Source organism: Streptomyces sp. JN8 (assembly GCF_055808075.1).
Window position 1 is genome coordinate 7,035,870 of the sequence record NZ_CM147852.1, and the last position, 26,398, is coordinate 7,062,267.

General features: G+C 74.7%; 26 protein-coding genes. 14 read left to right on the forward strand and 12 right to left on the reverse strand.

Features of this window, described 5'->3' with window-relative positions; translation table 11 throughout:
• The first annotated feature begins 112 nt into the window (after positions 1–112).
• Complete coding sequence (gene mltG, locus ACY0MR_RS31150; protein WP_404082971.1) at positions 113–1,009, forward strand: endolytic transglycosylase MltG; 897 nt, start codon at positions 113–115, stop codon at positions 1,007–1,009.
• 7 nt (positions 1,010–1,016) lie between these two features.
• Here the strand turns inward: mltG and ACY0MR_RS31155 are convergent, their stop codons facing one another.
• The 6 genes from ACY0MR_RS31155 to ACY0MR_RS31180 form a co-directional block, all read right to left on the reverse strand.
• Positions 1,017–2,174: an NAD(P)-binding domain-containing protein gene (locus ACY0MR_RS31155; RefSeq protein ID WP_404083666.1), complete on the reverse strand. Its 1,158-nt coding sequence runs from the start codon at positions 2,172–2,174 to the stop codon at positions 1,017–1,019.
• A gap of 136 nt (positions 2,175–2,310) precedes the next feature.
• Entirely contained in the window at positions 2,311–3,522 is a 1,212-nt protein-coding gene (locus ACY0MR_RS31160; RefSeq protein ID WP_388796313.1) for an LLM class flavin-dependent oxidoreductase, read from the reverse strand.
• Positions 3,519–4,553, reverse strand: coding sequence for an ABC transporter substrate-binding protein (locus ACY0MR_RS31165; protein WP_473556627.1), 1,035 nt, complete (start codon positions 4,551–4,553; stop codon positions 3,519–3,521). Before ACY0MR_RS31165 ends, ACY0MR_RS31160 begins: the two co-directional genes overlap by 4 nt.
• 83 nt (positions 4,554–4,636) lie before the next feature.
• Positions 4,637–5,368: an ABC transporter ATP-binding protein gene (locus ACY0MR_RS31170; protein ID WP_473556630.1), complete on the reverse strand. Its 732-nt coding sequence runs from the start codon at positions 5,366–5,368 to the stop codon at positions 4,637–4,639.
• Entirely contained in the window at positions 5,341–6,201 is an 861-nt protein-coding gene (locus tag ACY0MR_RS31175; RefSeq protein WP_388796323.1) for an ABC transporter permease, read from the reverse strand. The genes ACY0MR_RS31170 and ACY0MR_RS31175 overlap by 28 nt, the downstream gene beginning before the upstream one ends.
• Positions 6,202–6,405: 204 nt before the next feature.
• A complete protein-coding gene (locus ACY0MR_RS31180; protein WP_352027631.1) occupies positions 6,406–6,489 on the reverse strand; it encodes a putative leader peptide in 84 nt (27 codons plus the stop codon).
• Between the two features lie 173 nt (positions 6,490–6,662).
• Here ACY0MR_RS31180 and ACY0MR_RS31185 point away from each other — a divergent pair, with 173 nt between their 5' ends.
• From ACY0MR_RS31185 to ACY0MR_RS31205, 5 genes are all read left to right on the forward strand, one after another.
• Positions 6,663–7,523, forward strand: coding sequence for an ABC transporter ATP-binding protein (locus tag ACY0MR_RS31185; RefSeq protein ID WP_388796325.1), 861 nt, complete (start codon positions 6,663–6,665; stop codon positions 7,521–7,523).
• Positions 7,520–8,497: an iron-siderophore ABC transporter substrate-binding protein gene (locus ACY0MR_RS31190; protein WP_473556633.1), complete on the forward strand. Its 978-nt coding sequence runs from the start codon at positions 7,520–7,522 to the stop codon at positions 8,495–8,497. The genes ACY0MR_RS31185 and ACY0MR_RS31190 overlap by 4 nt, the downstream gene beginning before the upstream one ends.
• Positions 8,498–8,501: 4 nt before the next feature.
• Positions 8,502–10,571: an iron ABC transporter permease gene (locus ACY0MR_RS31195; protein ID WP_388796331.1), complete on the forward strand. Its 2,070-nt coding sequence runs from the start codon at positions 8,502–8,504 to the stop codon at positions 10,569–10,571.
• Positions 10,572–10,682: 111 nt separating this feature from the next.
• Complete coding sequence (locus ACY0MR_RS31200; RefSeq protein ID WP_388796334.1) at positions 10,683–11,231, forward strand: nitrobindin family protein; 549 nt, start codon at positions 10,683–10,685, stop codon at positions 11,229–11,231.
• Between the two features lie 4 nt (positions 11,232–11,235).
• Positions 11,236–13,338 carry a prolyl oligopeptidase family serine peptidase gene (locus tag ACY0MR_RS31205; protein WP_473556636.1) on the forward strand — a complete coding sequence of 701 codons (2,103 nt, stop codon included), beginning with the start codon at positions 11,236–11,238 and terminating at the stop codon, positions 13,336–13,338.
• Here ACY0MR_RS31205 and ACY0MR_RS31210 read toward each other — a convergent pair.
• Complete coding sequence (locus ACY0MR_RS31210; protein ID WP_473556638.1) at positions 13,286–14,269, reverse strand: LuxR family transcriptional regulator; 984 nt, start codon at positions 14,267–14,269, stop codon at positions 13,286–13,288. The two genes, ACY0MR_RS31205 and ACY0MR_RS31210, sit on opposite strands and share 53 nt — an antisense overlap.
• A 171-nt stretch (positions 14,270–14,440) precedes the next feature.
• Here ACY0MR_RS31210 and ACY0MR_RS31215 point away from each other — a divergent pair, with 171 nt between their 5' ends.
• Positions 14,441–15,853 (forward strand): aminopeptidase P family protein, encoded by a 1,413-nt coding sequence (locus ACY0MR_RS31215; RefSeq protein ID WP_473556641.1) that lies wholly within the window; start codon positions 14,441–14,443, stop codon positions 15,851–15,853.
• Between the two features lie 33 nt (positions 15,854–15,886).
• On the opposite strand, the gene ACY0MR_RS31220 is transcribed toward ACY0MR_RS31215, so the two are convergent.
• Positions 15,887–17,509 carry a serine/threonine-protein kinase gene (locus ACY0MR_RS31220; RefSeq protein ID WP_473556643.1) on the reverse strand — a complete coding sequence of 541 codons (1,623 nt, stop codon included), beginning with the start codon at positions 17,507–17,509 and terminating at the stop codon, positions 15,887–15,889.
• A gap of 215 nt (positions 17,510–17,724) precedes the next feature.
• Here ACY0MR_RS31220 and ACY0MR_RS31225 point away from each other — a divergent pair, with 215 nt between their 5' ends.
• The 5 genes from ACY0MR_RS31225 to ACY0MR_RS31245 all read left to right on the forward strand — a co-directional run bounded on the left by ACY0MR_RS31225 (position 17,725) and on the right by ACY0MR_RS31245 (position 21,709).
• The gene (locus tag ACY0MR_RS31225) at positions 17,725–18,141 is read left to right on the forward strand and encodes a nuclear transport factor 2 family protein (RefSeq protein ID WP_451061527.1); all 417 of its coding nucleotides are present in this window, start codon (positions 17,725–17,727) and stop codon (positions 18,139–18,141) included.
• A gap of 197 nt (positions 18,142–18,338) precedes the next feature.
• Positions 18,339–18,794, forward strand: a complete 456-nt coding sequence (locus tag ACY0MR_RS31230; protein ID WP_473556646.1) for an STAS domain-containing protein — start codon at positions 18,339–18,341, stop codon at positions 18,792–18,794.
• Between the two features lie 21 nt (positions 18,795–18,815).
• On the forward strand, positions 18,816–19,331 hold the full coding sequence (locus ACY0MR_RS31235) for a PadR family transcriptional regulator (RefSeq protein ID WP_392862635.1): 516 nt from the start codon (positions 18,816–18,818) through the stop codon (positions 19,329–19,331).
• A gap of 174 nt (positions 19,332–19,505) precedes the next feature.
• The gene (locus ACY0MR_RS31240) at positions 19,506–20,747 is read left to right on the forward strand and encodes a DUF2306 domain-containing protein (RefSeq protein ID WP_473556649.1); all 1,242 of its coding nucleotides are present in this window, start codon (positions 19,506–19,508) and stop codon (positions 20,745–20,747) included.
• The gene (locus tag ACY0MR_RS31245; protein ID WP_473556651.1) at positions 20,744–21,709 is read left to right on the forward strand and encodes a hypothetical protein; all 966 of its coding nucleotides are present in this window, start codon (positions 20,744–20,746) and stop codon (positions 21,707–21,709) included. Before ACY0MR_RS31240 ends, ACY0MR_RS31245 begins: the two co-directional genes overlap by 4 nt.
• On the opposite strand, the gene ACY0MR_RS31250 is transcribed toward ACY0MR_RS31245, so the two are convergent.
• The 3 genes from ACY0MR_RS31250 to ACY0MR_RS31260 all read right to left on the reverse strand — a co-directional run bounded on the left by ACY0MR_RS31250 (position 21,706) and on the right by ACY0MR_RS31260 (position 24,267).
• A complete protein-coding gene (locus ACY0MR_RS31250; RefSeq protein ID WP_392862630.1) occupies positions 21,706–22,770 on the reverse strand; it encodes a sensor histidine kinase in 1,065 nt (354 codons plus the stop codon). The genes ACY0MR_RS31245 and ACY0MR_RS31250 overlap by 4 nt on opposite strands.
• A gap of 22 nt (positions 22,771–22,792) precedes the next feature.
• Positions 22,793–23,482 carry a response regulator transcription factor gene (locus ACY0MR_RS31255; RefSeq protein ID WP_388796366.1) on the reverse strand — a complete coding sequence of 230 codons (690 nt, stop codon included), beginning with the start codon at positions 23,480–23,482 and terminating at the stop codon, positions 22,793–22,795.
• 80 nt (positions 23,483–23,562) lie between these two features.
• Positions 23,563–24,267, reverse strand: coding sequence for a VanZ family protein (locus ACY0MR_RS31260; RefSeq protein ID WP_473556654.1), 705 nt, complete (start codon positions 24,265–24,267; stop codon positions 23,563–23,565).
• Between the two features lie 164 nt (positions 24,268–24,431).
• Here ACY0MR_RS31260 and ACY0MR_RS31265 point away from each other — a divergent pair, with 164 nt between their 5' ends.
• The gene (locus ACY0MR_RS31265) at positions 24,432–25,058 is read left to right on the forward strand and encodes an isochorismatase family protein (RefSeq protein ID WP_473556656.1); all 627 of its coding nucleotides are present in this window, start codon (positions 24,432–24,434) and stop codon (positions 25,056–25,058) included.
• A 70-nt stretch (positions 25,059–25,128) separates the two neighbouring features.
• On the opposite strand, the gene ACY0MR_RS31270 is transcribed toward ACY0MR_RS31265, so the two are convergent.
• A complete protein-coding gene (locus ACY0MR_RS31270; protein ID WP_473556659.1) occupies positions 25,129–25,959 on the reverse strand; it encodes an NADPH-dependent F420 reductase in 831 nt (276 codons plus the stop codon).
• Between the two features lie 86 nt (positions 25,960–26,045).
• Between ACY0MR_RS31270 and ACY0MR_RS31275 the strand changes: the two genes are divergently transcribed.
• Positions 26,046–26,393: an ArsR/SmtB family transcription factor gene (locus tag ACY0MR_RS31275; RefSeq protein ID WP_473556661.1), complete on the forward strand. Its 348-nt coding sequence runs from the start codon at positions 26,046–26,048 to the stop codon at positions 26,391–26,393.
• Positions 26,394–26,398: the final 5 nt, after the last annotated feature.

Consider the following 26,398-nt stretch of genomic DNA (forward strand, 5'->3'; position numbering starts at 1 on the left):
GTCTGACGATCGCAGTGCCCGGCGCCGCCGGTCCCCCGTCCCAGGGGACCGGCGGCGCCGCCGTGTGCACGGCCTCCCGGGATTCCCGTCCGCGCCGGGTTAGCGTGCGGCCATGACGTACCGGCCGCCGTCCCCGTACGCACCCCCACGCCGCCGCCCCTCCCTCCGCACCCGTCTCCGGCCGTCCCGCCGCCGCCCCCGGCTCACCCGCCGCGGCCGCCTGGCGCTCGTCCTCGGAGTCCTCGTCGCGGTGGCCGCGGGCGTCACCCTGCCGCTGCTCCTGACGCGGGACGAACCGCCCGCCGAGCAGCCCCGTGCCTTCCTCGTCCCCGAGGGCTGGCGGGCCGGCCAGGTCTACACCGCCGTCGACCGGGCGCTCGGCCTGTCCCGGGGCACCGCCCGCACGACCGCGACCGCGTCCGCCACCGCCCTCCCGCTGCCGGCGGCCGCCGGCGGGAACCCCGAGGGCTACCTCTTCCCCGCCACGTATCCCGTGCTCGACGCCACCACCCCGGAGGAGCTGCTCCGCTTCATGGTGGACACGGCGGGGAAGCGCTTCGGGACCGCCCGGATCGCCGAGGGGGCGCGGGCGCACGGCATGAGCGTGTACGAGACGGTGATCGCGGCCAGCATCGTCCAGGCCGAGGCCGACAACCCGGAGGACATGGCCAAGGTCGCCCGGGTCGTCCACAACCGGCTGGCCCGGGGCATGGCCCTGCAGATGGACTCGACCCTCAACTACGCCCTCGGCCGGAGCACGGTGGACACCTCGCGGGAGGACACCCGTCTCCGGAGCCCCTACAACACCTACGCGCGCAAGGGCCTGCCGCCTACTCCCATCGGCAATCCGGGGGACCAGGCCATGGACGCGGTGGTCCGCCCGGCGGACGGGGACTGGCTCTACTTCGTGACGGTGGCGCCCGGGGACACCCGGTTCACCGCCGACTACGCGGTCCACCGGGCGAACGTCGCCGAGTTCAACGCCAACCGGGGCGCCGAGAAGGGCTGAGCGGGGTTCAGCCGGCGGCCGTCGCCGGAGCGGGTGCCACGGCGCCCCCGGGGAAGGCCGTCGGAGGGGTCGGGGCCGGGACCGCCGGAGGCGTCGCCGGGACGGCCGGCCCGGCCGCCGTCTCGCGGCGCAGCAGACGCCGTACGTCCGAGACCGCCGCCCGCCCGGCCCGGTTGGCGCCGATCGTCGACGCCGAGGGGCCGTACCCCACCAGGTGGACGCGCTCGTCCCGGACGGCGCGGGTGCCCTCCACCCGGATGCCGCCGCCCGGCTCGCGCAGCCGCAGCGGGGTGAGATGGTCGATCGCGGCCCGGAAGCCGGTCGCCCAGAGGATCACGTCCACGTCGACGGTCCGCCCGTCGTCCCAGGCCACCCCGGTCGGCGTGATCCGGTCGAACATCGGGAGGCGGTCGAGGATCCCGCGCGCGCGGGCCGCGCGGATCGCGTCGTTCAGGGGGAGTCCGGTGACCGAGACGACGCTCTTCGGGGGCAGGCCCCGCCGCACCCGCTCCTCCACCAGCGCCACGGCGGCCCGCCCCTCCGTCTCCCCGAACGGCCCCTCGCGCCAGACCGGCTCGCGCCGGGTCACCCAGAAGGTGTCGGCGGCGACGTCCGCGATCTCCATGAGGTGCTGGGTGCCCGAGGCCCCGCCGCCGACGACGAGGACCCGCAGACCGGTGAACGCCTCGGGACCGGGGTAGCCCGCGGTGTGCAGCTGACGCCCGCGGAAGGTCTCCTGGCCCGGATAGCGCGGCCAGAACGGGCGGTCCCAGGTGCCGGTGGCGTTGATCAGGGCACGGGCCGCGTACGTCCCCTCGGAGGTCTCGACGAGGAGCCGCCCCGCCTCGCCGTCCCGTACGGCCGTGACGTCCACGGGGCGGTGGATCCGCAGGTCGAAGGTCTGCTCGTACGCGTCGAAGTATCCGCCGATCACCTCGGACGAGGGCCGGGCGGGGTCGGCGCCGGTGAGTTCCATGCCGGGCAGCGCGTGCATCCCGTGGACCTTGCCGTACGTGAGCGAGGGCCAGCGGAACTGCCAGGCGCCGCCGGGCCGCGGGGCGTGGTCGAGGACGACGAAGTCCCGGTCCGGTTCCAGGCCGCCGCGCCGCAGGTGGAAGGCGGCCGAGAGTCCGGCCTGCCCCGCGCCGATGACGACGACGTCCACCGGCCTCGGCGGCCGCGCCGCCGTGCCCCCTGCCTCTTCGACCCGGTCATCGTTCACGGTTCTACCAACAGGGGCGGGGGCGCGGATCTTCCCCGCACCCCCGCCCCGGCTCGTCGCCCGGTGAGCCGGCTGCCGGCTACCGCCCGCCCGCCACGAGCAGCGGGGCGCCGCCCGGCGCGGAGGCCGGCCGGCCGTTCGCGGCCGGGACCCCGAGGAGCGGGGAGGGGACGGCCGTCGGCAGCAGACCGCGCGCGGCCAGCTCCGGCCGCACCCCCTCGCCGAACCAGTACGCCTCCTCCAGATGGGGGTAGCCGGACAGGACGAAGTGCTCCACGCCCAGGTCGTGGTACTCCTCGATCCGGTCCGCGACCTCGGCGTGGCTGCCGACCAGCGCGGTGCCGGCCCCGCCCCGCACGAGCCCGACCCCGGCCCACAGGTTCGGCGAGATCTCCAGCCGGTCGCGGCCCAGGGAGCCGCCCTCGTGCAGGGCCAGCATCCGCTGCTGGCCGACCGACTCGCTGCGGCTCAGGACCTGCTGCGCGGCGGCGACCGTCTCGGCGTCGAGATCGGAGAGGAGCCGGTCGGCCGTCGCCCAGGCCTCGCGCGACGAGTCGCGGGAGATCGTGTGGAGCCGGATCCCGAAGCGGACCGTGCGGCCGCGCTCCGCCGCGAGCTCCCGGATCCAGTCGATCTTCTCCTTGACCTGCCACGGGGGCTCGCCCCAGGTCAGGTACACGTCGGCGTGTTCGGCGGCCACCGGGCCCGCGGCGGCGGAGGAGCCGCCGAAGAAGATCTCGGGCAGCGGGTCCGGCGGCAGCGCCGTGAGCCCGCCCTCGATCCGGAAGTGCTCGCCCTCGTAGTCGAAGGGCCGGCCGCTCCAGGCGCCCCGCACGACCGACAGGAACTCCGCCGTGCGCGCGTACCGCCGGTCGTGGTCCAGGTGGTCGCCGAAGCGGCGCTGCTCGGCCGAGTCCCCGCCGGTCACCACGTTCAGCAGGAGCCTGCCGCGGGTGATCCGCTGGTACGTGGACGCCATCTGGGCCGCGAGCACCGGCGAGATCACCCCCGGCCGGAACGCCACCAGGAACTTGAGCCGCTCGGTGTGCTGGGCGAGCGCCACCGTCGTGAGCCAGGCGTCCTCGCACCACGTGCCGGTCGGGGTCAGCACGGCTTCGAAGCCCAGCTGTTCGGCCGCCTTGGCGATCTGGATCAGGTAGTCGATGTCGGGCGCCCGCACCCCGGACACGGCGCGGTCGCGGGTGATCCCGCCGTCCGTGTAGGCGTGCCGGTCGACGAGGGTCCGGCCGTCGCCGCCGGTGGGCAGGAACCAGTTCAGGTGGACGGTCACGAGGAGGCCTTTCCGTAGCTGCGCGCCGGGGTGGTGGACGGCGGCAGGTTCTTGTTGAAGCGGGTGTCGACGTAGTCGGCGAAGCGGAACGTGCGGGGGATGAGCTTGAGGGCGGCGAAGGTGTCGGCGATCTTCTGCTCGGAGGCGACGGCCGCGTCGTCGAGGGCGACCGCGATGCGGGTGCCGTTGCTGCGCTTCACGGCCGCCAGTGCCACCTCGTAGGGCAGTCCGGTCTCCTTCGCCCAGACCTTCGCCCAGGCCTCGGGGTGCTCGAACACCCAGTCCTGGGCGCGCCGCAGGCGCTCGACGAAGTCACCGATGGCCTTCGCCTTCTCGGGGTCCGCGAGCGCCGAGGGAGCGGCGACCTGGAAGCCGAGGCCGTTGGTGAGCCCGCGCCCGTCGGCGAGGACCCGGCCCTTGCCGCTCAGCAGCACCTGCGAGGTGTACGGGTCCCAGGTCGCCCAGGCCTCCACCTTGCCGCTGGTGAACGCGGCCAGGGCGTCGGCCGGTTGGAGCAGCGACACCCGGACGTCGCCCGGCTTCAGGCCGGCCCTGCCGAGCGAGGCGACGAGCTGGAAGTGGGCGGAGCTGCCCTGGGCGACGGCGACCCGCTTGCCCCGCAGGTCCGCCACGGAGCGCACGGGCGAGTTCTTCGGGACGAGGATCGCCTCGCCCGCGGAGTCGCCGTGGGTGGCGGCGACGACCGTGATCTTCGAGTCGGCGCCCGCGGCGAACACCGGTGGCGTGTTGCCGACCGATCCGATGTCGACGGCCTTGGCGTTGACCGCCTCCAGGAGGGGTGGTCCCGAGGTGAACGTCGACCAGGTGATCCGGTACGGGAGGTCGTCGAGTTCGCCGGCGGCCCGCAGCAGGGCCTCGGACCCGCCCTTCTGGTCGCCTACGTTCAGGACCAGGGAGCCCTTGCCGTCGGAGTTCGAGGACGAGCCGGCCGCGGAGGCGCCGGAGCAGGCGGAGGCGAGGAGCGCGAGCGGCACGAGCAGTGCCGCGGTGGACAGGCGGAAGGACTTCACGGGGGCTCTCCTGGGTGAGGGACGGAAGGGGGAGGGGAGGGGAGCGGTGGACCGGACGGTGCGCGTCCTGCGCGGGCCGCGGATCAGACCGGCTGGGGGGTCGACCGGCCCTCGTGGACGCCGAGTTCGGCGAGCAGCCGGGTGCGGAGCGCGGCCAGGGCGGGATCGCCGGGTGAGCGGGGGCGGTCCAGGTCCACGGTGGTGTCGTAGGCGATGACCCCGTCCCGCATGACCAGGGCGCGGTCCGCCAGTTGGAGGGCCTCGTCCACGTCGTGGGTGACGAGCAGCACCGTGCAGCCCCGCCGCTGCCACAGCTCGGCGACCAGCCGCTGCGCCGTGATCCGGGTCAGGGCGTCGAGGGCGCCGAACGGCTCGTCGAGCAGCAGGAGGTCGGGGTCCCGCACCAGGGCGCGGGCGAGGGAGGCCCGTTGGGCCTCGCCGCCGGAGAGGGTCTTCGGCCAGGCTCCCGAGCGGTGGCCGAGCCCGACCTCGGCGAGCGCCTGCTCCGCCACCGCGCGGCCCGGCTTGCCGGGCAGCCCGAGGAGCACGTTGCGCCAGACCCGCTTCCACGGCATGAGGCGCGGCGCCTGGAAGGCGACGGCGCGGCGGCGCGGGACGAGGACGGTGCCGGAGATCTCCCGGTCGAGCCCGGCCAGCACCCGCAGGAGCGTCGACTTGCCGCAGCCGCTGTGACCGAGGAGGGCGGTGAACTGCCCCGAGCGCAGGGTGAGATCGAGCCCGTCGATGACGGGGCGGCCGTCGAAGGACCGGGTGAGGCCCTGGACGGTCACTGCCCGGTGAAGGTCGGTCGCCATTGCAGCAGCAGCCTTTCGAGAGTACGGACGACGGCGTCGGCGAGCAGGCCGAGGAAGGCGTAGACGACGAGGCAGACGACGATGACGTCGGTGCGGAAGAACTCCCGCGCCTGGTTCATGAGGAAGCCGATGCCGGCGTCGGCGTTGATCGACTCCCCGAAGACCAGGGCGAGCCAGGCCGTCGCGAGGGAGTAGCGCAGGCCCGTCATGGCTCCGGGCAGCGCCCCCGGAAGCACCACGTGCCGGACGAGCCCCCAGCGTCCGAGGCCCAGGGACTGCCCGGCCTCGACGAGTTGGGCGTCGACGCCGCGGATGCCGGCGTACACGTTCAGATAGAGGTGGAAGGCGACGCCGAGCGCGATGAGCGCCACCTTGGGGGCCTCCCCGATGCCCAGCCAGATGATGAGGAGCGGGATCAACCCGACCCAGGGCACGGTCCGGAGCATCTGGACGGGGGCGTCGACGAGGTCCTCGCCGAGCCGGGAGAGCCCGGAGACCAGGGCGAGGGTGATGCCGACGATCCCGCCGATCAGCAGTCCGGCGGCGACGCGCCGCAGGGAGACGCCCATCGCGGTGGGCAGGGTCCCGTCGCCGATGAGCTCGCCGGCGGCGCGGGCGATGGTGCCCGGGGAGGCGAGCGCCTCGGGCGGCAGCACTCCCGTGGCGCTGAGGGTCTGCCACAGGGCGAGGAGCAGGACGGGGCCCACGGTGCGGCGCAGCCAGCGCGGCACGGCGGGGGCGCGGCCGGGACCGCGCTCGGGGGTGAGGGGCTCCAGATCCGGCAAAGGCGATATGTCGGGCGGAGCGGAGGGAGGGGCGTGGTCGACCGTCATGGCGGGACTCCGGGGGAGTGGGGCGGAAGAGGGCGTGGGGGTACGCCTCGGCGACCGCGGGCGGCGCGGGACGAGCGCGGGCGCGGAGGGTCAGGTGGTCAGCGGGGGTACGGCTGCGGCGCGCACGCCCGAGCTCCCCGGCGCCCGGACGTGCGAGCGCGCGGCGTCAGGGGAATGACGGGGCGTCGGAGGCGTGGAAGGGCGTCAGCGGCCGCGGCGACACGCGGCGGAGGCCACCCGCAGCAGGTCGATGTGACCGCGCGTGGTGAGCAGGGCTGTACGCAACATGGCGCGAAGGTAGCGACGCACGCGCCCCGGGTCAACGGTGTCTCGGAGCGTGGACGCGCCACGACGACCCAAGAGGAACAGGACAGCGGCGACAGCTTGGCCGGAATGCGCCTTGCGCCCAGGATCGGAGGCCCCCTTTTGCCGATCGGTAAGGTTAGGCTAACCTCCTCGACGTGCAAGCAGGTGAAGAGACCGACGCGACTCCCCGTCCCCCCGGTCATGAACTCTCGGCCACGGGCGTCACCGTGGCGTACGAAGGCGTCGACGTCGTCCACGACGCCGCCATGACACTGCGCCCCGGCGAGGTGACGGTCCTCGTCGGACCCAACGGCAGTGGCAAGTCGACGCTGCTCCGCACCCTCGCGCGGCTGCAGCCGGCGCGCTCCGCCACGCTCCTGCTCGACGGGGCCCTGGACGCCCTCGCGCTGAGCCCCCGTGAGTTCTCGCGGCACGTCGCCCTGCTCACCCAGGGACGCCCCACCCCCAGCGGGCTGACCGTCCGCGACCTGGTCGAGTTCGGCCGCTACCCCTACCGGGGACGCTGGGGCCGGGCCGACCCGGGCGGCACGGCCGCCGTGGACCGCGCGCTCGCCATGACGGGCGTCACCGAACTCGCCGAGCGCGGCGCCGAGCACCTCTCCGGCGGCCAGCTCCAGCGCGTCTGGCTCGCCGGCTGCCTCGCCCAGCAGACGGGCGTGCTGCTCCTCGACGAGCCCACCACCTACCTCGACCTGCGCTACCAGGTCGAACTCCTCGACCTCATGCGCGACCTGGCGGACGACCACGGCATCGCCGTGGGCGCCGTCCTCCACGACCTCGACCAGGCGGCGGCCGTCGCCGACCGGATCGTCCTGCTCGACACGGGACGCGTCGTCGCCGACGGCAGCCCCTCGGACGTCCTCACGCCCGAGCGGCTGACCGACACGTACGGCATCCGCATCGAGGTCGACACCGATCCCCTCACCGGCCGGCTCCGCACCCGTGCGCTGGGCCGGCACCACTCGCGAAGCGAAAGGCTCAGCAGCACCTCATGAGACGCCTCCTCCTCACCACGGCGGTCGCCACCACCGCGGCCCTCACCCTCACCGCCTGCGGCACCACCGAGCCCGCCGCCGACGACGCGAAGAAGACCACCGAGCGCATCACCCTCACCGACGCCACGGGCACCAAGGTGGAGCTCGACGGTCCGGCCAAGAAGGTCATCGGCACCGAGTGGAACGTCGTCGAGCACCTCATCGAGCTCGGCGTCGACCCGGTGGGCGTCTCCGACGTCAAGGGCTACAAGACCTGGGACACCGCCGTCCCGCTGAAGAACGAGCCCAAGGACATCGGCACCCGCGGCGAGCCGAGCATGGAGACCGTCGCGGCCCTCAAGCCCGACCTCATCCTCGCCACCTCCGACCTGCCGCCGGCCGCCGTCAAGCAGCTGCGGAAGATCGCCCCGGTCCTCGAGGTCAAGGCCGCCGACGCCGCCGACCCGATCGGCCGGATGACCGAGAACCTCGACCTGATCGCCAAGGCCACCGGCACCACGGACAAGGCCGCCGAGCTCAAGAAGCAGTTCGAGGCGAAGCTGGAGGAGGGCCGCAAGGCCCTCGCCGACGCGAAGCTCGCCGGTGCGAAGTACGCCTTCGCCGACGGGTACGTCGTCTCCAACCAGGTCTCCATCCGCCCCTACACCAGCGGTTCGCTCATCGGCGCCGTCAACGAGAAGCTCGGCCTGAAGAACGCCTGGACGGTCAAGGGCGACCCGGCCTACGGTCTCGGCGCCACCGACGTCGAGGGCCTCACCAAGATCGGCGACGTGCAGTTCGCCTACATCGGCAACGACGGCGACGCCTCCAGCAACCCGTTCGCCGGCGTCCTCGCCAAGGACAAGGTGTGGACCTCGCTGCCGTTCGTCAAGAAGGGCAACGTCCACCGCCTGCCCGACGGCGTCTGGATGTTCGGCGGTCCCGGCTCGATGAACAAGTACGTCGACTCCCTCGTCGCCGCCCTGACGAAGTAGCACCATGGCCGTCACCGCAACCACCCCCGCCACCCGTCCGCCGACGGCCACGTCCCGGACGGGCGCGGCCCCGGTGACGGCCGCTCTCGTCCTCCTCGTCGCCGTCCTCGCGGTCGTGGACCTCACCCAGGGCACGGCCGCGGTCGGCGCCGCCGAGGTCTGGAAGGCGCTCACCGGCCAGGCCGACGCGACGGACGCGTCCGTCGTCGTCGCCTCACGGCTGCCCCGGATGGCCGCGGGCCTGCTCGTCGGCGCCGTGCTCGGCATGGCCGGCGCCGCCCTCCAGGCCGTCAGCCGCAACGTCCTCGCCTCACCGGACACCCTCTCGGTCAACGCCGGCTCCTACTTCGTCCTCGGACTCGCCTCGGCCACCGGCGTCTCGCTGCCGCTGCTCGCCTCCTCCGGCCTCGCCTTCGTCGGCGGCCTCGCCGCCGCCGCCGTCGTCCTCGGCCTGTCCGGCCTCGGCACCGGCACCGTCCGGCTCGTCCTCGCCGGCAGCGCCCTCACGCTCGGCCTGACCGCCGTCACCGAAGGCCTCCTGCTGCTGTTCCCGCAGCAGACCGAGGGCATCTACCACTGGAACCAGGGCAGCATCGCCCAGAACGGCTTCGACGGCGTCCTCCAGATGCTGCCGATCGCCGTCGTCGGCGTCGTCGGACTCCTGCTCCTCGGCCGCCGGATCGACGCCCTCGCCCTCGGCGACGACGCCGCCCGCGGCCTCGGCGTGCCCGTCCGCGCCACCCGGCTCACCGCCGTGGTGCTCGCCGCGCTCCTCTCCACGACCGCGGTCACCCTCGCCGGACCCATCGGCTTCGTCGGACTGTGCGCGCCCGCGCTCGTGCGGCCGCTCGCGCGGCGCTTCCGCGCCTTCGCGCGGACCCGCGGCGGCCTCCCGGTCGCCGGACTCACCGGCGCCGCCCTGGTCCTCGGCTCCGACGTCGTCCTGCGGGTCCTGGTGCCCGCGGACGTCGCCGTCGCCGTCCCCACGGGCGTCGTCACCAGCGTCGTCGGCGCGGTCTTCCTCATCGTGATGGCGACCCGCACCCGGGACACGGCCGCGGCCTCCGCGCCCGACCGGCTGCGCCTCCGCAGCCGCACCGCCTTCCTCACCACCACCGCCGTCCTGGTCGTCGCCCTCGTCGGCGTCACCGTCGCGGCCCTGCTCCTCGGCGACGCCAAGCTGCTCTTCGGCGACCTCCTCAACTGGGCGCAGGGACAGGCCGGCCGGACCACCGCCTTCGTCCTCGAGACCCGGGTGCCCCGCGTCCTCGCCGCGCTCCTCGCCGGCGCCGCCCTCGCCCTGGCCGGCACCCTCGTCCAGGCCGTCACCCGCAACCCGCTCGCCGAACCCAGCATCCTGGGCGTCTCCGGCGGAGCCGCGCTCGGCGCGGTCCTGCTCGTCACCACCGTGCCCATGGTCGGCTCCTGGGGCGTGGCGGGCGCCGCCTTCGCCGGGGCCGCCGCCAGCTCCGTCCTCGTCTTCGGGCTCGCCGCGAAGGACGGCTTCCGGCAGAACCGGCTCGTCCTCGTCGGCTTCGGCGTCGCGACCGGCGCCGCGGCCCTGATCAGCCTCCTCATCATCCTCACCGACCCGTTCAACGCGACCAAGGCGCTGACCTGGCTCTCGGGCTCCACGTACGGGCGGACGACGCCCGACATCGTCCCCCTCGCCGCCGTCCTGGCCGTGGGCGTCGTCGTCGCGGCCGCCCGCCGCACCGAGCTCGACCTGGTGTCCCTCGACGACGACACGCCGCGACTCCTCGGCCTGAACCTGGGCCGCGGCCGCCTCGGCTTCCTGGTTCTCTCCGTCCTGCTCACCGCCACCGCCGTCGCCGCCGCCGGCACGATCGGCTTCGTGGGCCTCGTCGCCCCCCACGCGGCCCGCGCCCTGGTCGGCCGCCCGCACGCGCGCGTGGTCCCGGTCTCCGTCCTCCTCGGCGCGGTCCTCGTCTGCGCCGCCGACCTGGTGGGCCGCACGGTGATCGCCCCCGCCCAGCTCGGCGCGGGCCTGATGACGGCGGTCATCGGCACGCCGTACTTCCTCTACCTGCTGGTACGGAGCCGGCGCGGCTAGGCCGCGTCATGCCGATCGGGCCGGGCTCACGGGGAGCGCCGCGCCGCCGGACCGGAGGGCGGACGACCTAAGCTGCCCTCCGGCACAGGCCTCGACCCAGGAGTACGCACCATGACCGACCGCGACCGGCAGCACCCGTACCCCGACGCCCTCCGGCCGGACGCGGCGCCGGCCCCGCACGAGCTCCTCGTCCCGGTCGCCGGGCTCCTCGGCACCTGGGTCGGCACCGGCACGGGCGGGTACCCGACGCTCGACGAGGACTTCGCGTACGCGCAGGAGGTCACCTTCAGCCACGACGGCCGCCCCTTCCTCCACTACGAGGCGCGCGCCTGGCTGATCGACGCGGACGGCGCCCCCGTCCGCCCCGCGGCCCGGGAGAGCGGCTGGTGGCGTCTCAAGCCCGAGGGCGCCATCGAGGCCCTCGTCACCCAGCCCACCGGCATCACCGAGATCCTGGTCGGCCGCGTCGAGGACGGCGCGATCGACCTCACCACCCACACCGTGGCCCTCGCCCCCACCGCCAAGAACGTCGAGGCCACCCGCCGCCGCTACACCCCGGTGGACGGGGACACCCTGGACTTCGTCCACGACCTGGCCGCGGTGGGACACCGGCTCCAGCACCACCTGTCGGCCCGGCTGCGACGCGAGGACGGGAAGTAGACCCATGCAGAGCCCGAACGACCACGACCCGTACCTGTGGCTGGAGGACGTCTCCGGAGAGGCCGCGCTCGCCTGGGTGGCCGAACGGAACGCGGAGACCGCCGACGAGGTCTCCGCCGACCCCGGGTTCGCGGGGCTGAAGGCACGCCTGCGCGACGTCCTCGACGCCGCCGACCGGATCCCGTACACCGTGCGGCGCGGCGAGCACCTGTACAACTTCTGGCGCGACGCCGACCACCCGCGGGGAGTCTGGCGGCGGACCACCCTGGAGCGGTACCGCGCGGACGACCCCGAGTGGGAGGTGCTCCTCGACGTCGACGCGCTGGCCGCCGCCGAGGACGAGAAGTGGGTCTGGGACGGCGCCCGGGTCCGCAGGCCGGCCTGCGACCGGGCCCTGGTGCGGCTCTCGCGGGACGGCGGGGACGCCGTCGTCGTGCGCGAGTTCGACCTCGCCGCCAAGGAGTTCACCGCGGACGGCTTCACGCTGCCCGAGGCCAAGACGCGGATCGGCTGGGCCGGAGACGACGCCGTCCTCGTCGGTACGGACCTGGGCCCGGGATCGCTCACCGACTCCGGCTACCCGCGCACCGTCCGCCGCTGGCGCCGCGGCACACCCGTCGAGGACGCGCCCCTCGTCTACGAGGCCGACCCGGCGGACGTGGCCGCCTGGGGATACCGGGACACGACGCCCGGCTTCGAGCGGGAGTTCGTCGGCCGCTCCCTGGACTTCTACCGCAGCGAGACGTACCTCCTGCGGCCCGACGGCACCCTCGCCCGGATCGACGTGCCCGAGGACGCGAGCGCCTACGCCCACCGCGAGCACCTGATCGTCACCCTCAAGTCCCCGTGGCTCGGGCAGCCCACCGGCGCGCTGCTCGCCTTCGGCTTCGACGCCTTCCTGGCCGGCAACCGCACCCCCGAGGTCCTGTTCACGCCGGACGCCCGGACCGCCCTCGCCGGGCACACCTGGACGCGCCACCACCTCCTCCTGGAGACGATGCGGGACGTCAGCACCCACATCGAGGTGCTCACCCCCGGAGAGGCCGGCTGGACCCGCGAGCCGCTCGTCGGGGTGCCGCCGCTCTCCGCCGTGAGCATCGTCGACACCGACCCGGACGTCTCCGACGAGTACTTCCTCGACGTGTCCGGCTTCCTCCAGCCCTCCAGCCTCCACCACGGCCGGATCGGCGGCGGCTCCGAGGTCCTCAAGCAGGCCCCGCACCGCTTCGACACCACCGGCCTCACCGTCGACCAGCACTTCGCGACCTCCCGGGACGGCACGCGCGTCCCGTACTTCGTCGTCGGCCCCGACCGCACCGCGGAGCCCGGCCCCGGGCCCACCCTGCTCTACGGCTACGGCGGCTTCGAGGTCTCCCTCACCCCCTTCTACGGCGGGGTGATCGGCCGGGCCTGGCTGGAACGCGGCGGCACCCACGTCATCGCCAACATCCGAGGCGGCGGCGAGTACGGCCCCGACTGGCACCAGGCCGCCCTCGGCGCCGAACGCCCGCGCGCCTTCGAGGACTTCGCCGCCGTCGCCGAGGACCTGGTCGCCCGCGGCATCACCACCCCGGCCATGCTGGGCGCCAAGGGAGGCAGCAACGGCGGCCTCCTCATGGGCGCCATGCTGACCCGCCGTCCCGAGCTCTTCGGCGCGATCGTCGCCCAGGTCCCGCTCCTCGACATGACCCGCTTCCACAAGCTCCTCGCGGGCGCCTCCTGGATCGCCGAGTACGGCGACCCGGACGACGAGGCCGACCTCCCCCACCTGCTCGAACTCTCCCCGTACCACCGGATCGCGGCGGACCGGGACTACCCGCCGGTCCTGCTGATGACCTCGACCCGCGACGACCGCGTCCACCCCGGGCACGCCCGGAAGACCGCGGCCCGGCTGCGGGAGCTCGGCCACCGGGTCCTCTTCCACGAGAACACCGGCGGGGGACACGCGGGCGCCGGGGACAACGAACAGGCCGCCCACAACAGCGCGCTCGTGCACACCTACCTGTGGCAGCGGCTCGCGGCGGGCACGACCGCGCCCGCCATCCCCGGACCGCTCACAGCCACCCCGACCGCTGCGCCTGCAGCGCCATCTGGAACCGGCTCGTAGCGCCGAGCCTGGCCATCAGGACCTGCACGCGGCGGAAGAGCGTACGACGGCTGACGCCGATCTCCCGGGCGATCACCTCGTCGCCGGCGCCCGCCGCGAGCAGCCGGAGCAGACGCCGGTCGGCGGGCAGCAGCCCCGCCGGCCGGGCCGAACGCCCGTGGAACGGCAGCGCGTTCCGCCACGCCTGCTCGAACAGCGCGACCAGCGCGGACAGCAGGCCGCAGGGCTGGACCACCAGCATCGTGTTGTACACGTCCGTCTCCCTGATCGACAGGGCGACCAGGGCGTAGGCGTCGTCGATGATCACGAGCTTGACCGGCACCGACGGAAGGACCCGCGCCTGCTCGCCGGCCTCGACGCACGGCTCGATCGAGTGCTCCAGCCGCCCGGGGTGCTCCAGGGACTCCCGCGAGTACACGACCCGCTGGGTCACCCCCCGCGCGAGGGTGGCCAGCGCGTCCTCCGTGGCCCCGACGAGGGGGAAGTACGGCGGCGAGTCGAACTGCCGGATCTGCTCCCGGGCGCTCGCCCACGCCTGCCGCATCCGGAGTCCGATGGCGTCCCCGGTCACGACCTCCACCAGGGGGTCGTGGTACCCGGCGAGCCGCTGCCGCCGGAACGACTCGAACGCGCCCCCGACGGTGATCCGGGACGCGTCCAGCTCGGCCGCCCGCCGCCGCCCGAGGATCTCGAGCCCCGCGGCCGGCGGCACGGGGGCCACCACGTCGGACCCCTCCTCGGCGGCACTCGCGAGACCGCAGTCGACCAGCTCGCGGTACGCCTCCGCCGACGCCCGCTCCCCGAGCCTGGCCGCGTCCCCCACCGAACGCAACGGCGCGGGCCCGCACTCCAGGAGCACCCGGTACACCAGGGAGGCCTCCTCCCCGATCCCGAGCAGCCGCAGCGCCTCACCGAGTCTCTCGTTCGCCATGCCCCGATTATCGACTCACCCGATCCGGGGCCGGCACCCGCGCCGTGCCCCCGGATGGCCGATTCGTGCCAGTGGCGGTTCTCGGCAACCGGGGGCCGCGGCGGGGAGTACCTTCCGGGGGTCGCCGGACCGCGGCGGTCGAGGAATCCCATCCGGAAGAAGGTGCAGGACGTGGCGAAGGGTCGCAAGAACGGCCTCTACGAAGGCGTCTCCGAGGAGCTCTCCACCCTGATGAGGTCGGGGTGGGCGGACACCGAGCGGCACGGGCTCGTGCCCGACGAGCAGGCGCCGTACGCGGCCCGCCGTCGTGCGGCGCTCTCCGCGCGCTTCCCCGGCGAGCGCCTCGTCATCCCCTCCGGCAACCTCAAGACCCGCTCCAACGACGACACGTACCCCTTCCGCCCGTACACCGGGTACGTCCACCTGACCGGGGACCAGGCGCGCGACGGCGCCCTCGTGCTCGAACCGCGGGCCGACGGCGGCCACGACGCCTACTGCTACCAGCTGCCGCGCGACGGCCGCGACGACGACGAGTTCTGGATCGGCTACACGGCCGAGCTCTGGATGGGCCGCCGCCGCTCGCTCGCGGAGGCCGGGACGGTCCTCGGGCTGCCCTGCCGCGACGTCCGCACGGCCGCCGAGGACCTGGCCGCCGTCACCGGCGTCCCCACCCGGATCGTCCGCGGCGTCGACCCGGCGCTGGAGGCCGCGGTCACCACGGACGAGGACCGGGACGACGAGCTGGAGGAGGCGCTGTCCGAGCTCCGGCTCGTCAAGGACGCATGGGAGATCGGCGAGCTGCGCAAGGCGGTCGACTCGACCGTGCGTGGGTTCACCGACTGCGTCGGCGAGCTGTCGCGGGCCGTCGCCTCGTCCGAGCGGTGGATCGAGGGCACCTTCTTCCGCCGGGCGCGGCTGGAGGGCAACGCCGTCGGCTACGGCTCCATCTGCGCCGCCGGCGAGCACGCCACGATCATGCACTGGACGGAGAACGACGGCCCGGTCCGGCCCGGCGAGCTGCTGCTGCTCGACGCGGGCGTGGAGACCCGCTCCCTCTACACCGCCGACGTCACCCGCACGCTCCCGATCAGCGGCAGGTTCACCCCGGTCCAGCGCCGGGTGTACGACGCCGTGTACGAGGCGCAGGAGGCCGGGATGGCCGCGGTCAAGCCGGGGGCGCCGTACCGCGACTTCCACGAGGCCGCCCAGCGCAGTCTGGCGGCGCGGCTCGTGGAGTGGGGCTTCATCGAGGGCCCCGTCGACCGTGCGTACGCGCTGGGCCTCCAGCGCCGCTTCACCATGGCCGGCACCGGGCACATGCTCGGCCTGGACGTCCACGACTGCGCGCAGGCCCGCACGGGCGAGTACGTCGACGCCGTCCTCGTGCCGGGGATGGTGCTCACCGTGGAGCCGGGGCTGTACTTCCAGCCCGACGACCTGACCGTGCCGGAGGAGTGGCGGGGCATCGGCGTGCGGATCGAGGACGACCTGCTCGTCACCGAGGAGGGCCACGAGAACCTGTCGGCGGGCCTTCCGCGCTCCTCGGCCGAGGTCGAGTCGTGGATGGCGCGTTTCGCCGGCTGACCCGATCCGGGGAGCGGACCGCGGCCCCGGCGGTCAGGGAGAGGCCGTCGAGGTCGCGATCGGCCTGCGGATCTCGGCGCGTATCCTCCGGGTCTCCTCCGCCGCCGCTTCGAGGGCGGCGCTCGGGGTGAACCGGATCGCGACGGCCGAGTTGGCGTCGCCCCAGCCGCACACGGTCTTCGCGTCCACCGTCGTGCAGCGGATGTCGACGTCCGAGCCGGGCGGCCTGATCGTCCGGGGCGGATCGCCGACGGTCTCGCCGCCCGTGACGGTCATCGCGTCCATCAGGCCGTCCCGGTGCTCCTCCGGATCCTTGTACCGTCCGGACGAGCCGTACACCTCCACCGTGCGGAACGCGACCCCCTTCTCGGTGCCGGTACTCGTGACGGTGTAGTCGGCGGAATAGTGCGTCGCCCCCTTCCGGCCCGCGTCGTCGGGCAGCGGGTCCGGGGGAAGCCGGTGCTCGACGTCGCGCCCGTAGGCGCCGTCGACCATCGATTCGGGCAGCACGAGCTCGTGCGTGGCCGGGGGGAAGGAGCTGTCGTCGTACGAGGAGACGGCGTACACCGCACCGCCGAGCACGAGCAGGGCGCCGGCGGCAGCGGCGACGACCCGACCGACGGGCCGCTTGTCCGGAGGAGACCCGGGGACCTCCGCCGCTGCCTTCGGGCGGGCCGAGACGGTCGCCGCGTCGGCGAGGCCTCCGGCTGCGACCGGTGCCGCGGCCGACACGGCGGCCGACACGGCGGTCGGCGTCGGCGAGAGCGCCGGCAGGGGTGTCGCCGGCGAGAGTGCCGGCGGGGGTGTCGCCGGGGAGACCTCGGTCGCCGGGTGGGCGGCCGCGTCCGGCGCCGGCTCCGCGGTGCTCAGCGGGGCAAGGAGGTCCAGCAGCGCCCGGGGAGTGGGCCTTCGCTCCGGGGCTTTGGCCAGGCATGCGGCCGCCACCAGGCGGAGGCCCTGCGGGAGCGCCGACAGGTCCGCCGGCTCGTGCACGGCCCGGTACATCAGCATCATGGGGGTGCCCTCCCCGAACGGCTGTCCTCCGGCCGCCGCCACCAGCACCCCGCCCAGCGCGAACACATCGGCCGCGCCGCTCACCTCGAGCCCCTGGGCCTGCTCGGGGGCCAGGAAGCCGGGGGTGCCGAAGGCTGCGCCGGTGGAGGTCAGCCGGGTCGCCTCCAGAGCCCGGGCGATGCCGAAGTCGAGCACCCGTGGACCGTCTTCGGCCATGATGATGTTGCCGGGCTTGAGGTCGCGGTGGATCAGGCCGCACCCGTGGATGGCCTGCAGTGCCTCGGCCAGCGCCGCGCCGAGCACCCGCAGTCGGGCCTCGTCCATCGGGCCCCGCTCGGCGATCAGCCCGGCGAGCGTCGGTCCCGGGATGTACGCGGTCGCGAGCCAGGGAGCGGGCGCGTCCGGGTCGGCGTCGACCACCTGGGCGGTGTGGAACCCGCCGACCTTGCGGGCGGCGTCGACCTCGGCGCGGAACCGGGCACGGAAGTGCGGATCGGCGGCCAGCTCGGGGCGTGCCACCTTGACCGCCACGGTGCGCCCGCCCCGCGATCGTGCCAGGTACACCGTCCCCATACCGCCGGAACCCAGCTCGCGCTCCACGGCGTAGTCTCCGATGCGCTCCGGCAGCTCGACGCCGTCCACTCGCCACCCCCTGTGCGGCACGCCCCCGTGGGAATGCCGCGGGCCAGTATGGCCGACCCGCCGCCCGTCGTCACTCGCGGACGATCACGTCGCAGGCGTACGCGGTGGGGCTTCCGACGCGGCGCAGAGGCGGGGGGCATCGGGCCCCTGGACGTCTTCCGGACGATGAGGTTAGCTGCACCTGCACCTAATCAAAAAGTTGCATAGGAGCTGTCATGCATCCCTTCCGCGCCGCCGTCGAGAACCGTGACCACGCCGCCATCGAGGCCCTCCTCGCCGAGGACGTCGTCTTCACCAGCCCGGTGGCCTTCCGGCCGTACCCCGGCAAGGCCATCACCGCGGCGATCCTGCGCGGGGTCATGCGGGTCTTCACCGACTTCGCCTACGTGCGCGAGATCGCCGGCGAGGACGGCCGGGACCACGCCCTGGTCTTCACCGCGAAGGTCGGCGACATGGAGATCAACGGCTGCGACTTCCTCCACTTCGACGAGGACGGGCGGATCGACGACTTCACGGTCATGGTCAGGCCGCTCTCCGCGGCGCAGGCGCTCTCGGCCGCCATGGGGGCCCAGTTCGACCGCATCAAGGAGGAAGCGCTCGCCGAGGCGGGTGCCGCCGAGGGCGGGCACTGAGCGGCCGGACCGTGCCCGGGGGCGCTGCCCCCCGCGCCCCCTGGGCGCGCAGACGTACGCACATCGGTCGCCCGTACGAGGGGAAGGGGCGCCCACATTCACCGATTCAGGTGACAGCGGCCGAGGCGAAACGTCCCTTCCGGGAGAGGGGCGGCCAGGCTCGAAGCGACACACGGAGCCACCCTGTGGAGCACCCGATGCAGCTGATCCCCCGTCATGACCCCTATCTGGCCGTCCGCTCCACCGGCGGCGTCACCGTCGCCGCCCTCCGGGGCGAACTCGACCTGGTGCTCGTCCGCCACCTGCGGCCCGAGCTCGACGCCCTGGTGCGGGAGTCCGACGCCCTGACCGTCGACATCAGGCGCCTCACCTTCTGCGACGCCACCGGGCTCGGCCTGCTCGCCCAGTGCGCCGGGGGCACCCGCCGGCGCGGAGCGCGCTGGCGGCTCCTCTGCGACCAGCCGCGGATCCTCCGGCTCATCCGCCTGACCGCGCTCGCCGAGGTCCTGTGCCCGGAGAGCGATCCGGTCGGGGTGCTTCCGTTCGCCGGGGAGGAGGGGCCGGCGGCCGCACTGCCGGCGGTCGGCGCCCTCCACTGGGACCCGGTCGGGCCCGGCCCGTACCGCCCCGGCGCGAGCCGCCCCCTCCCGTAGTCCGCGCGATACCGTCGACGCATGTCTGAAGTCCGCCTGACCACGCCCTCCTTCCTCGTCCTCGGGATCATCGACAAGCTGGGCGAGGCCAGCCCGTACGACGTGAAGGTGGAGGCCGCGCGGACCGTGGCGCCGTTCTGGTCGATGCCGCACGCGCAGGTCTACGCCCAGTGCGACCGGCTCCTGGAGGCGGGGCTCCTCTCGGAGGCCAGGCAGCCCGGCGGGCGGAACCGGCGTCTGATGCGGCTCACCGACGAGGGGGCGGCGGCGCTCCGGGGCTGGCTGGCCGACCCCGCCTTCGTGCCGGTCGAGGCCCGCGAACGCGGCATCCTCAAGCTGTGGTTCGGGGCGAGCCCCGCCGTCCACGCCCCGGTCCAGATCGAGGAGCACCGGCGGACCCTGGACGCGTACGAGGCCCTCGCCGGCGAGGTGGGCGAGCTGCTGACGCGCGGGCAGCGCGAGGCCCTGGAGTTCGGCATCCGGTACGAGCGGATGATGGTCGACTTCTGGGGCTGGGTCGAGGGCCGCGAGTCCTGATCCCCCGTCCCGCGCCGGGCAGTCGTTACCGACCGGTTGACCCCGGCGACGCCCCGCCCTACCTTCCTCCATAGTCCAGAAAGGACTATCGCGGCCCGGGTGGCACGCGAGGCTGCGGGAGGGGGATGCGCCGTGGGACGTCCGAGGAGCGACACGGGGACCAGGTGGGGGCGGGTGTCCGCGCTCGCCGTGACGGCGGTCTGCCTCGTGTACGCGCCGATCGCCATGACCGAGCTCTGGCCGTACGCCACCCCGGGGGCACCCGCCCTCGGCGAGTGGCTCCTCGGCCGCACCGTCTCCCCGGAGTTCGTGGCCGACGCCGTCCGCGACCGGATGGGGCCGTACACCCGCAGTCTGGTCCCGCTGATCGTCCACTCCGTCCTGGGCGGCCTGCTGATGCTGCTCGGCCCGGTGCAGCTCCTGTCGGCGGTGCGCCGCCGGATCCGTCTGCACCGGGTCCTCGGGACCGTCTTCGCCGTCACCGCGTACGTGTCGATGGCCGGCGCCGCGCTCTACCTCCTGCGCACCCCGCCGGAGGAGGCCTTCAGCGGCGCCTCGTTCTGGATCGTCCTCGCGACGATCCTGGTCGGCACCGTCGGCAGCGTGACCTCCGGTGTCCTCGCCGCCCTGCGCGGCCTCCCGGACCTGCACCAGCGCTGGCTGCTGCTCTGCTACGGCTTCCTGATGACCGCTCCGCTGCTGCGCCTGGAGTGGGGAGCGCTGCCCGCCCTGTACCCCGGACTGCCCCTCCAGGACGTCAACCGCGTCGCGATCATGCACCTCGGCGCCCTCGTCGCCTTCGGTGCCCTGCTGGCCTCCCGGGCCCTCGACCGGCGCACCGACGTCCCCGGCCTGACCGGCACCTGGGCCCCCGGCCCGGTCCTCGCCGCCGCCCACGTCCTCGGCGCCGCGGGCCTGGGATGGATCGCCCACGCGCTGCTCGGCCAGGGGACGCAGGGGCGGCGGATGCTCGTGGCCTACCTCGTCCCGTACGTCCTGATCTACGCCGTCGTCGCGGTCCGGGCGGCACGGGCCCGCGCCCGGGGAGCGGCCTGGGCGCGCGAGGAGTGGCGGCTGCACCTGGCGGCCCAGTGCCTGGCGCCCGCCTTCTCGGCGCTGACCGTGCCGGTCCTGGAGCGGACGATGGGCCTCGACCGGCTCACGTCCCTGATCGCGGGCGTCGGGATCGGCGCCGGGATGCTGGCGTACGCCGCGGTCACGGTGGTGAGCCTGCGGGTGCTGCACGGGCGCGAGGTCCTGAGGCGGCGGGGCGGGTCCGCCGACCGGCCGGCCGGCGGTACGACCGGAGCCCCGGACGACGAGGGCGGGGGCGGGGGCGGGACGGCCGCCGGTGCGCGCGCCGGTGCCGGGACTCCCGCCGGTGTCCGCGCCGGTGGGAAGGGGAGCACCGCATGACCGCGAGGAGGGAGCTGTCGCCCGGGATCGTCGTCCTCGGCGCCGTCGTCGGCGGCGTCAGCCTCGCGACGGGCGCGCTGCTGGCCGTGACCAGCCTGTTCGGCTACGCGGCGGGCGCCTGGGTCTCCCCGGAGGCGCTGAGCCCCGGACTGGTCGGGGCGGCGATGGCCGGGGTGGCGCCCGCGCTCCTCACCCTCGGGCGGGCCCGCGCCTGGGAGGAGGCACGGAGCCTGGTGCTGCCGACGGTGATCGTGCTGGTCGGCCTGTTCGCGGTGAGTGTGGTGAACGGCCGCTCGCTCCGGGCGATCGAGGGCGGTCCGCTGTTCCTCGCCCTCTTCAGCCTCGGCTGGGTCGCCGTGCTCGGACTGCTCGCCCTGGGGGCGGTGGGCTGCCTCCTCGCGCAGTACCGGCGGCCGCCGACATCGGCGGCGGGCCCGGCGGCCGGTTCCGCGGGCGCGGCGGAGCCGACCGGAGTCCCGCTGCCCGGCTGGTCGAAGCCGCCGCTCGCCGTCGTCGGCTCGGGATGGCTCGGCGTCGGCGCCGGGCTGCTGGTCCTGCCCGGCTTCTGGGGCGCGCTGGTGCCGTGGACGGTGAACCGGGCGGACGCGCAGGGACTCGGCGTGTGGGCGCTCGCCCTGGGCGTCGGCGTCCTCGCCGCGCTCGCCGAGGACGACCTGACCCGTATCCGTCCCGCGCTGCGGGCGGTTCCGCTGATCGCGCTCGCCGCGGCCGTCGTCCTCGCGGTCCACTTCCGCTCGGTCGACTGGGCCTCGGGTCCGGGCGCCTCCCTCGTCGCCCTCGTCGCCGGGCTGCTCACGACCGGGGTATCGGGTCTCTGGCTGCTCTCCCGCGCCGACCGCCGGGAGGGTGCCGCGCCGTCCGGCACCGGGTCCGGAGCGCCGGCCGCGAACCCGAAGGGAACGTCCACGGCTTGTCGATCAGGCCGACGAGACATCTCCTAGCGCGGGCGGTCCGGTGTCGTTCCGGGGAGCCGGACCGTGACGAGGAGGCCGCCGGCCGGGCGGGGTGCGACGTCGAGGGAGCCGTCGTGGGCGCGGACGACGCTCTGCACGATGGCCAGACCGAGGCCCACGCCGGCGTGCTCGTCGGTGCGGACGCGCTCCGCGCCGCGCCGGAACGGCTCGGTCAGGGTCGGCACCAGGTCCGCCGGGAGCCGCGGGCCGGTGTTCTCGACCGTGAGGACCGCCGTGCCGCCCTCCGTGGCGGTGCGGACCGTCGCGGTGCCCCCGGAGGGGAGGTTGTGGACGACGGCGTTCTGGACGAGGTTGGTCACCAGGTGCAACAGGAGTTCCGCGGATCCGCTGGTGGCGGCCGCGCCGCCGGTGACGTCGAGGGCGACCCCGCGCCGTTCGGCGAGGGGGAGGAGCGTCTCGGCCGCCTCCTCGGCGAGCAGGGACAGGTCGACGTCCTCGCGGGCGAAGGCGCCGGTGTCGCCGCGGCTGAGCAGCAGAAGGGCCTCGGTCAGGGCGACGGCCCGGGTGTTGACGGCCCGCAGGCGGGCCACGAGTTCGCCGCGGTCCGCGGTGGGGTCCTTGGCGGCGACGTCGAGGAGCGCGGCCGAGACGGCCAGCGGGGTGCGCAGTTCGTGGGAGGCGTTCGCGGCGAACCGCCGCTGCTCCGCGACGTGCGATTCGAGCCGGTGGAGCATCGCGTCGAAGGCGTCGGCGAGTTCGCGGAACTCGTCCCCGCGGTCCGTCATCCGGATCCGGTGGGACAGGGACCCGTCGCCCGCCCGGCGGGCCGCGTCCCCGATCCGGCTGAGCGGTGCGAGCATCCGCCCGGCGAGGAGCCACCCTCCGACGAGCCCGAAGACGAGGAGGAAGGCCATCGCCGTGCCCGCCGCCGGGAAGAAGATGCGGACGAGGAGGTAGCGGTTGGGCGACACCCCGAGGAGTCCCTGCGGGTTGTCGGGCACGTAGCGCAGCAGGTACCACCACACCACGGCCAGCAGGAGGGCTCCGGCGACGGCGAGGAACCCGGCGTAGCTGAGGGTCAGTTTCATCCGGGCGCTGAGCCCCCGCCGGCTACCCACGGACCGTGCCGGGGGTGTCGGCGGCGGTCCCGATGCGATAGCCGACGCCCGGGACGGTGGCGATGAGCCACGGTTCGCCGAGTCGTTTGCGCAGGGCGGAGACGGTGATGCGGACGGCGTTGGTGAGCGGGTCGACGTTCTCGTCCCAGGCCCGTTCGAGCAGCTCCTCCGCGCTGACGACCCCGCCCTCGGCGGCGACGAGCACCTCCAGGACGGCGAACTGCTTCCGGGTGAGGGCGACGTAGCGCCCGTCGCGGAAGACCTCCCGGCGGAAGGGATCGACGCGCAGACCCGCGAGCTCGCGGACCGGGGGCCGGGCGTGCGCGCGCCGGCGGTCGAGCGCCCTCAGCCGCAGCACCAGTTCGCGCAGCTCGAACGGTTTGGTGAGGTAGTCGTCCGCGCCGAGCCCGAACCCGGAGGCCTTGTCGTCGATCCGGTCGGCGGCGGTGAGCATGAGGATGGGGATGCCGCTCCCGGAGGCGACGATGCGCCGGGCCACCTCGTCGCCGGAGGGGCCGGGGATGTCACGGTCGAGGACGGCGAGGTCGTACGAGTGGAGGGCCAGCAGCTCCAGGGCGGTGTCGCCGTCTCCGGCGATGTCCGCGGCGATCGCCTCCAGCCGCAGTCCGTCACGGACGGCCTCGGCCAGGTAGGGCTCGTCCTCCACGATCAGTACACGCATGACTGAAGCCTAAGCAGCGGTGCGCGGCGCGGAAGGCGGCGAGGCCGGCCGCGGTGTCCGGGGTGCCGGGGGGTCACGGCTCAGGCCGCCGACGCCACGGCGGGGCGGACCGGTTCCGGCGGGGCGTCCTGCGCGGTGCGCCACCAGCGCCGCGAGGCCAGGGCGGCCAGTACGGCTCCGGTGGCGTTGACCAGGACGTCGTCGACCGAGGACACCCGGTCGAGCCGGAGGGCGTACTGGGCCGTCTCGACCAGGATCGAGCAGCCCGCGCCGAGCGCCAGGATCCGGGGCGCGGACGCCAGGGCGGCGGAGCGCATCGGGGCGAAGAAGCCCAGCGAGGCGAAGACCAGCAGGTTCCCGGTGATCCCGAGCGCCCCCATGGTGGCCAGGTCCCTCAGCGGGACCAGGCTCACCCGGGCGGGGGCGACGCCGGGCGCGGCGCCCGGCATCAGGGTCAGCCAGAGGAACGGCACCGTCCCGTGCACCAGTCCCACCTCGGCCAGCGACGTCCGCCACGCCAGGGCCCTGCCGGCGGCCCGGCGCCAGCGCGCCAGGGCCCAGACCCCGAGGAGAGACAGGGGCACCATCGCCAGCGTCACGAGCACCACGCCGTTGAACGTGTCGAGGCAGCCGTGCCACTGCCCGGCCGCGCAGCGGGGGGCGGCCATCAGCAGCGGTCCCCGCAGGGCGAACAGCGCCCCCGCCGTTCCGAGGACCGCCAGGCCGAGGAGCGCGAGGCGGCGGGCGCGGCGGGGCGGAGGGAGCGGAGGTGTGCGGTGGGTCATGCCCCCATTGAAGAGGGTGGGCGGTTGCCGGGGCGTATGCGGTTTTCCCTACACGGGCGATACACGCGGGCGGGCGTCCGCGGCCCGCGGGAACGCGCGCGGCCGACGGCGGTACGGTCCGAAATCCCCTGGCAGCAAGGGCCGGTGGACGGGATCATGGCCGGATGAGCCAGTACGCCGAGACCGCCCCGCCCACCGGGGAGACGCCGGACCTCCCGCCCGTGGACGCCCTGATCGTGGTGGACGTGCAGGCCGCCTTCGTGACCGGTGACGGGGCGGTGCCCGCGGCCGCGCGGCTCGTCGACCGCACGGCCGACCTCCTCGCGCGCGCCCGCCGGGACGGGGCGCTGGTCGTGCACCTGCAGAACGACGGCGAGCCCGGCGCGGAGGACGAACCCCACACGCCGGGCTGGGAGCTGCACCACCCCGTGGAGTCCGGGCCGAGGGAGCTCGTCATCCGCAAGCCGCACGACGACGGCTTCGAGGAGACCGCGCTGGGCGACGTGCTCGCCGACGCCGGGGTGCGGGCGATCGCCGTCTGCGGCGTGATGTCCGAGATGTGCGTGTACGCCACGGCGCGTACGGCGCTGGCGCGCGACTACCGGGTCGTCGTCCCGCACGACGCCCACGCCACCCAGGACGTGCCGGCGGCGCCCGGCATCAGCGAGGCGGTCCCCGCGGCGACGGTCTCCCGGGTCGCGGCCTACGCCCTGGGCAGCGACGCGGAGATCACCGTGCGGGCCTCCGACGTCACGTTCGCGGCCCCCGTCCCCGCCCCGGCCGTCGGCTGAGGCCGGTGGGGGAGCGGGGGCGGCAGGGGGCCCGGTGTCGGCCGCCGTGTCGCCGCCGGTCGGTGCGCGGTCAGCCCCGGAAGCCCTCGGGGCGCTCGGGCGAGGCCTCCGCCAGTGCCTTCGCCACGCCGTCCACGCCCTCCCGCAGGCCGTAGACCGGGGTGTCGGGCTGCTGGCGCCAGGAGTCGTCGATCCCGCCCGCGTCGACCGAGTCGAAGCCCAGCTCGTCGAGGAGGAGCCGCACCTTCTCCTTCGCCGCCGCGTCGTCGCCCGCCACCGGAAGGGCGAGGCGCTCCGCGTCACCCGACGGGCGCGGCCGGTCCAGGATGTCCTGCGCGTAGGTGCCGTTGAACGCCTTGACGACCGGATGGCCGATCCGCTGCTCGGTCCAGCGGCTCTCCGTCAGGCCCTCGTCCTCGATCGCGGCGATCCGGCCGTCCCTCTCGCGCGGGTAGTAGTTCCCGGTGTCGATGACCGCGAACCCCTCCGCCGCGCCGTCGAGGAACCCCTCCGGGAGGTCGGGGACGTTCTTCAGCGGAACCGTCACGACGACGATCTCGGCGCCTCGCGCGGCCTCCGAGGCGGTGACGGCGCGGGCGCCGGTCTCCTCGACGAGTGCGGCGAGGGTCTCCGGGCCGCGCGAGTTCGCCACGGACACGTCGTGGCCCAGGGCCGTGAGGCGGCGGGTCAGATTGCCGCCGATGTTGCCGGCGCCGATGATGCCGATCTTCATGGTGCTTCCTTCTGTCCGTTCCGGTCTTCCGTCCCGGCTGCCCGCTCCGGTCCTCTGGTGCAGCCACCGCGACCCGGCGTCTGTTCCCGGCGGCGCGGGCCTGATTCCCGTGCCGCCGCGACCGGACCGTCTCAGAACGTGACATAGGTAAATTGCACATTCCTGCAATTCGATACATCCTGGTCGGACCGCGCCCGTGGATGCCCGCCGGACCGCGGCGACCGCCCGCGCACCCCGCGCCCCCGGAGGACACCGTGCCGGTTCCGCTGCACCAGGCCAAGGCCAGGTTCTTCCGCATGCTGGGCCATCCCGTGCGCGTCCGGGTCCTCGAACTGCTGCAGGGCGGGCCCCTGCCCGTCCGGGACCTGCTCAGCCGTATCGACGTCGAGCCGGCCGCGCTCTCGCAGCAGCTCGCCGTGCTCCGCCGCTCCGGCATCGTGACCGCCACCCGCGAGGGCCCCACCGTCGTGTACGCCCTCGCCGCCGGCGACGTGGCCCCGCTCATGCGGGCCGCCCGGCGGATCCTCGCCGAGATCGCCTCCGCCCCGCCGCCCCCGCGGCCCACCCGTGCTTCCGCAGCGACCGCCGTACGAGAAGGATGACGACG

What these genes read in the sequence shown, in the direction of transcription:
- mltG (WP_404082971.1), top strand. Translation starts at nt 113, where the DNA reads ATGACGTACCGGCCGCCGTCCCCGTACGCACCCCCACGCCGCCGCCCC.
- ACY0MR_RS31170 (WP_473556630.1), bottom strand. Translation starts at nt 5,368, where the DNA reads ATGGCGACCGACCTTCACCGGGCAGTGACCGTCCAGGGCCTCACCCGG.
- ACY0MR_RS31175 (WP_388796323.1), bottom strand. Translation starts at nt 6,201, where the DNA reads ATGACGGTCGACCACGCCCCTCCCTCCGCTCCGCCCGACATATCGCCT.
- ACY0MR_RS31180 (WP_352027631.1), bottom strand. Translation starts at nt 6,489, where the DNA reads ATGTTGCGTACAGCCCTGCTCACCACGCGCGGTCACATCGACCTGCTG.
- ACY0MR_RS31190 (WP_473556633.1), top strand. Translation starts at nt 7,520, where the DNA reads ATGAGACGCCTCCTCCTCACCACGGCGGTCGCCACCACCGCGGCCCTC.
- ACY0MR_RS31195 (WP_388796331.1), top strand. Translation starts at nt 8,502, where the DNA reads ATGGCCGTCACCGCAACCACCCCCGCCACCCGTCCGCCGACGGCCACG.
- ACY0MR_RS31200 (WP_388796334.1), top strand. Translation starts at nt 10,683, where the DNA reads ATGACCGACCGCGACCGGCAGCACCCGTACCCCGACGCCCTCCGGCCG.
- ACY0MR_RS31205 (WP_473556636.1), top strand. Translation starts at nt 11,236, where the DNA reads ATGCAGAGCCCGAACGACCACGACCCGTACCTGTGGCTGGAGGACGTC.
- ACY0MR_RS31210 (WP_473556638.1), bottom strand. Translation starts at nt 14,269, where the DNA reads ATGGCGAACGAGAGACTCGGTGAGGCGCTGCGGCTGCTCGGGATCGGG.
- ACY0MR_RS31225 (WP_451061527.1), top strand. Translation starts at nt 17,725, where the DNA reads ATGCATCCCTTCCGCGCCGCCGTCGAGAACCGTGACCACGCCGCCATC.
- ACY0MR_RS31230 (WP_473556646.1), top strand. Translation starts at nt 18,339, where the DNA reads ATGCAGCTGATCCCCCGTCATGACCCCTATCTGGCCGTCCGCTCCACC.
- ACY0MR_RS31235 (WP_392862635.1), top strand. Translation starts at nt 18,816, where the DNA reads ATGTCTGAAGTCCGCCTGACCACGCCCTCCTTCCTCGTCCTCGGGATC.
- ACY0MR_RS31245 (WP_473556651.1), top strand. Translation starts at nt 20,744, where the DNA reads ATGACCGCGAGGAGGGAGCTGTCGCCCGGGATCGTCGTCCTCGGCGCC.
- ACY0MR_RS31250 (WP_392862630.1), bottom strand. Translation starts at nt 22,770, where the DNA reads ATGAAACTGACCCTCAGCTACGCCGGGTTCCTCGCCGTCGCCGGAGCC.
- ACY0MR_RS31255 (WP_388796366.1), bottom strand. Translation starts at nt 23,482, where the DNA reads ATGCGTGTACTGATCGTGGAGGACGAGCCCTACCTGGCCGAGGCCGTC.
- ACY0MR_RS31260 (WP_473556654.1), bottom strand. Translation starts at nt 24,267, where the DNA reads ATGACCCACCGCACACCTCCGCTCCCTCCGCCCCGCCGCGCCCGCCGC.
- ACY0MR_RS31265 (WP_473556656.1), top strand. Translation starts at nt 24,432, where the DNA reads ATGAGCCAGTACGCCGAGACCGCCCCGCCCACCGGGGAGACGCCGGAC.